Here is a 4,684-nt window from a genome sequence, read left to right as displayed (position 1 = left end):
GGTTTCTCTGTCCGTCAACTGCATACGCTCTTGAATGATTAATGCACCAAGCCCCATCCGCAAACTGATCGTTTGTTGACCGCGGAGCGTGTCTTTGAAAAACTGTCCGTACTTTTTCTCGGCTTCCGCCCAAGGCACCAACCGCGCCAACTGAACCCAGCGATTTTCTTCGTTCAGTTTCCCTCCGAAAGGGAGAAAGAAATCGCCTGGCATGATCAATTGATTTTCAAGATACGCGGTCGGTTTGAACAATTCCATCACTCCATCTGCAAAGTTTTTGCTGTACTTTCGATGCATTCCTTTGCATATGAATTCGACACAAAGCACCAAAAGCCCTTGTTGTTATGCGGTTTTTAGCGATTTTATGAGCGTTCAGCAAGCCCTAATTAAAAACTATCCATCTCTTCAGCACTTAAAAAGTCTTTAATTGCAGCTACTAGCTCACTCTGCCTCCAATTCAAATAATCAAATAGCTTAACACTGTTTCTTTTATATTAAATTTCCTGTACATCATTGAAGATTATCAGATCAATATGTCTTGTTACGTAGAATCACCAAAGCCTACTTTTTAAATATAAATTCCTGGGAATTTTTTATGACGATTTTTGTGATTTCAAATTTTTTATCTGATGGTAAGAGAACAGAGCTTTCAATTTTTATAGAGTCTTTTGGTTTTACTTCTTTATTTACTTGATTCGTTAAATCCTCATTTATGTTATTGATTAGAGGCTTAACTGATTCAATATATATCGCTGCATCAGCATTATTAGTTATGTTTATTTCATACTCCAAATAATAATGATCTCCTTTTTTGGTATTGTTATAATTTAACAGAGAAATGTCTAATGAGGAATTAATTTCTGTTTGTCTTGAACATCCTATATTCATTATTAAAAAAAACACGATTAGTAAAGTAAATAACTTATTCTTCATTCACAACAACTCCTTTAAATTGTAATAACAATACAGTATTTCAAGAGAAGTGAATTTATTATATTTTGTAAGATAGGGGGTTCCGTTCAAGCCTGTCAACTCATCTAAGAAACTTTTAAGATTACCGAAGTTAATGCTCTCATTGTTTTGAGAATAGATATCTACTACTTTCCATGTTGTCAGGATATCAGGAAGATTAGAATTTATCTTTTCCATATAACCACCATCTAATTTAAACTCTTCAATTCTTATTTTTGCGTCGTTATATAATTTTGAGTGAGATTTTGTTAAATTGAGTTCATGGAGAATATGAATCAAATAAACATTATCTGTATCTAAAGACTTTGGATTAATATCTCCTACAATTTTTTTGATATTAGAAATACTCTCAGACTTAATTTCAACTCCGAATATACCCGAAATTTCAAGTGCTTGATAAATATTCTTAACATTGAACTCGAACTCTGAATTATTATTTAACTTAGATAAAAAGTTATGGATTATAATCTCAATTTCTTCTCCACTTTTATCTTTTTGTGAAGTGATGTTAAGAGTTTTAACGAGATAATATAACTTTTCTATATCTTCAGGTAAGATTGGCTTACCTTTACTCAACTCCCCGCTTAACAAGTCATACTGTTCTATTATTGCTTTGTTAACTTTTTCTTTGTTAAAATTAAAACCAGTTTGTTCTGCAAGGTAAACTCCATAAAACATATCAGGAATCAATACGCGAGGATCTAAATTTTTTGAATATCCTCTTTTCTTCTGGAGGTCAATAAAATCCACAACATCTTTTTCATATGGGTTCTCTTGATTAGCCAACAAGTACAAATTATTGATTAAGTACATGTATTGTGGGTCTATTATAAATTGATTGTTTGATATTTCTTTACTTTTATAAATTAAGGTATTCTTATTCATGTCATTAATTATATTTTGATTAATAATTGTTTTATTACCAAAAAAGTTATTTAAATCTTTTAGGGTATTGAGAGAAGATATATAAAATAGATCTATATGATCTCCCTTTTTTGACATTTCATTCAAATCATTTAGCCACTTATCGATTTTCTGATTGTTCAGGATTTTTTCGCTATTTAATATCATAAGTATTGAGATTGATTGAGATGTTTTGCCTGACAAACTGTTAACTAAACTATATTCATTCTCATTAAATGAACTCAACGCTATCTCATATACCACTTTTTCAATTTCTTTAAAAAATTCATTGCTTTTCTCGTTAATGTCCCCACCTTTTTTATAAATTTCTAATGCGAGCTTGGTTGCATGTAACTTCCTCTCTATATCATCCCCCTCATTATTGATAAAAAAGAGCTTATTTCTTTTGTCATAGAAGTTATTCAAACTTGAAACGATCTTAGCATTTACTTTAGAATCATTAATATTTAAGAGAATCATGGTTTGATGAAGCAAATTCAAATCAACAAGTGAATTGAAATCAGTATTTTCAAGTAATTGATTATATATTTTTAAATTCTCTCCCTCATTAATATTAATGTTTTGTTGTTGCTTTAATTTTAAATTCCAAAAGAATGTATATAGATCAGGTTGATTTATTACGAGACTCGCAGAACTAAACTGATCAAAGCTCTTCCCTTTGTAATATGTCAATTCAAGAAAATTTGATATCGAATCATAACCTTCATCGTTTGAGATAATCATAGATGTTTTAGTATTTGATTCATCGCAACCTATTAACACAGAAACAAATATCACAAAGGTAATTATTCTTAATACATTTTTTTTCCATTTTACACTATCCTTTATAAATATTATGAGTAAAGGGAGCCTTACAGCCCCCTTCAGTAAACTACAAATTAAGGCTCTTCGCTGAATTGCGTGGCTAACACCGAATTCTGTAAATTCATAGGATCGCTTAGATCTGAGAGTTTCTTTAAAAATCTGGTATAAAGGGAAACAGGGAACTGACGAGTTCAGCTTCTTCGTGCAGCAAAGGCTAGAAGTCGTGTTTTGTTAGCAGTGATGTAAACCATAGCAATCAAATTACTCACGTTTCGGTATCCGCGAGCTTTGCGTTTAGAAGCTTGAACAAGTCCATTAATGCCCTCAAGCAATCTTTTTGTCATCCTACTATGAAACCATCGAAGTATGCGTTTTGATGGTCTTAGCAGGTTTCATCATCGGCTCCGGTTGAGATCGTCTTGCTCAGCCGACCCATTCACGAAGATACACATCAGCAAGTAGATGAGGCGTTGTCCATAAGTCCTGCATCGCGAGCTTTAAGCGATACGCTCTGCCCGTCTTCAAGTTGCTGTCTTTGAAATTCACGGGCGCGGCACCATTTACAGACATTTCCGCCATGAGACGCATGCCCCAGGCTTCAAAACACAGCGCAAAGCGTGACTTCGGACGTGACCATGCAATAGGGACGAGCAATATTTTGCTGCAATTCGCGCACTCTGTTCTTCGTACTCTGGCATAGATATAGAATTTCCAATTCCAGAGATCAAGATGCCGCCAATGTTTCTGACCGGTATCATGAACCTTGCTTGATGCCCCGTAGTTGGGACAAGCGAACTCAGCGACTTTCTCGAAATCAAAGAACAAATGCCAGGCTTCATCCTGATCATCCTATTCAATGTGCGTGAGTTCCCATGGTTTCTCAAGCGCCATTGCAACTCGAAACATCTCTACAATCAGGGTATTTTTTTGCTAATTGGAGTCCACACCGTCATGACCACCCTAATTTTTAAGCAATCAGACTTCAGCTACTTATTGTAGCGATGAGGCCAATTTAATTATCTGCGCTATCATACGAACTAATTGAGAAGCTTTTTCCACCAGCCAAAAATGTAACGCTAGCACTCTGGGCTACGCTTGTAATATTATTCTGTCTTCCAATAATGTTGTTGTAATAATGCATATACCAATTGCCCTTTTTTTCTGGATAGTTAACAGTTATAGAACTCCCTCCCCCTGTAAAACTGATGCCCGAAGGAACGCTAAATGTAGGATTCCATCCAATATAAGTATAGGAAAAATTATCTGAGGATGTTATAGAACTTGCTGTGGTAGAACTATACAAATTATCTTCATGCCATCCAGACCATATTGCCTCTTCATCAGAAGTTATGTCACCGCCAGTAACTGAAACATTAGAGTTGAATTCAACAAAATAAGTTGATCCACCAGGACTTTCACCACTTCTAATGTCATACAAGGTATAATTATTTGTCCACTGAGGTAACATTACTTCATTTTCTGTCTCAAGAACATCCTTTCTTTTCATTACTTCAGACATTTGTTCCAACGATACATTCGGTTTGAGGGCAACGGAAAAATTACCATCTCCATGATCCTCAATAAGCTCGAGCCTATCGTCTTTTAATAATTCGCTTTTAATTTTCTCATGTTTATCTGTAATTGCATTTGTGCTACTTTCTGTTGAGGTTTCACCACTTGCAAACACGTTACCTGTTAGGGCAGTTGATAACATAAATAGGGCTACCAGAGTTTTTACTCGTTTATTTGCTGATTTGTTCATAAAATACTCACCTCTTTGATTATTTAATTAAAGACAAAAATTTTTATTTCGTTCTATTCTTAAAAAGAATGTATCACGTCCTTTGGTTGGTAATATATAATGCTCCCATACCTTGAGACACGGGAGGGAAAAAAATAAGTTATAATGAAGCCATGGAAAAACGGAACCGATATACCGCAGAGTTTAAGACAAAAGTCGTGCTGGAAGTGCTTCGAGAGGAGC

General features: G+C 34.5%; 6 protein-coding genes and 1 pseudogene. All 7 read right to left on the bottom strand.

The genetic code is table 11. The features are described 5' to 3' along the window. Window positions 1-252: transposase (locus ACH6EH_RS20000; RefSeq protein ID WP_483875089.1), on the bottom strand; the 252-nt coding region annotated here is incomplete at its 3' end. 309 nt (window positions 253-561) lie between these two features. After that, window positions 562-933 carry a hypothetical protein gene (locus ACH6EH_RS19995; protein ID WP_397333572.1) on the bottom strand — a complete coding sequence of 124 codons (372 nt, stop codon included), beginning with the start codon at window positions 931-933 and terminating at the stop codon, window positions 562-564. Beyond that, the gene (locus ACH6EH_RS19990; protein WP_397333571.1) at window positions 934-2,619 is read right to left on the bottom strand and encodes a hypothetical protein; all 1,686 of its coding nucleotides are present in this window, start codon (window positions 2,617-2,619) and stop codon (window positions 934-936) included. 272 nt (window positions 2,620-2,891) lie between these two features. Then, window positions 2,892-3,044, bottom strand: coding sequence for a transposase (locus tag ACH6EH_RS19985; protein WP_483875088.1), 153 nt, complete (start codon window positions 3,042-3,044; stop codon window positions 2,892-2,894). Between the two features lie 79 nt (window positions 3,045-3,123). Continuing rightward, the gene (locus ACH6EH_RS19980) at window positions 3,124-3,354 is read right to left on the bottom strand and encodes a hypothetical protein (RefSeq protein ID WP_397333574.1); all 231 of its coding nucleotides are present in this window, start codon (window positions 3,352-3,354) and stop codon (window positions 3,124-3,126) included. Between the two features lie 21 nt (window positions 3,355-3,375). Further along, window positions 3,376-3,525, bottom strand: a pseudogene (locus tag ACH6EH_RS19975) (ISL3-like element ISArch5 family transposase); the annotation flags it as partial. Between the two features lie 187 nt (window positions 3,526-3,712). Next, entirely contained in the window at window positions 3,713-4,462 is a 750-nt protein-coding gene (locus ACH6EH_RS19970) for a hypothetical protein (RefSeq protein WP_397333570.1), read from the bottom strand. Window positions 4,463-4,684 lie beyond the last annotated feature (222 nt).

The organism is Paenibacillus sp. JSM ZJ436 (assembly GCF_044383795.1).
GTDB classification, from domain to species: Bacteria; Bacillota; Bacilli; order Paenibacillales; family Paenibacillaceae; genus Paenibacillus_AQ; species Paenibacillus_AQ algicola.
This window is presented reverse-complemented; position numbering and strand designations above follow the sequence as displayed.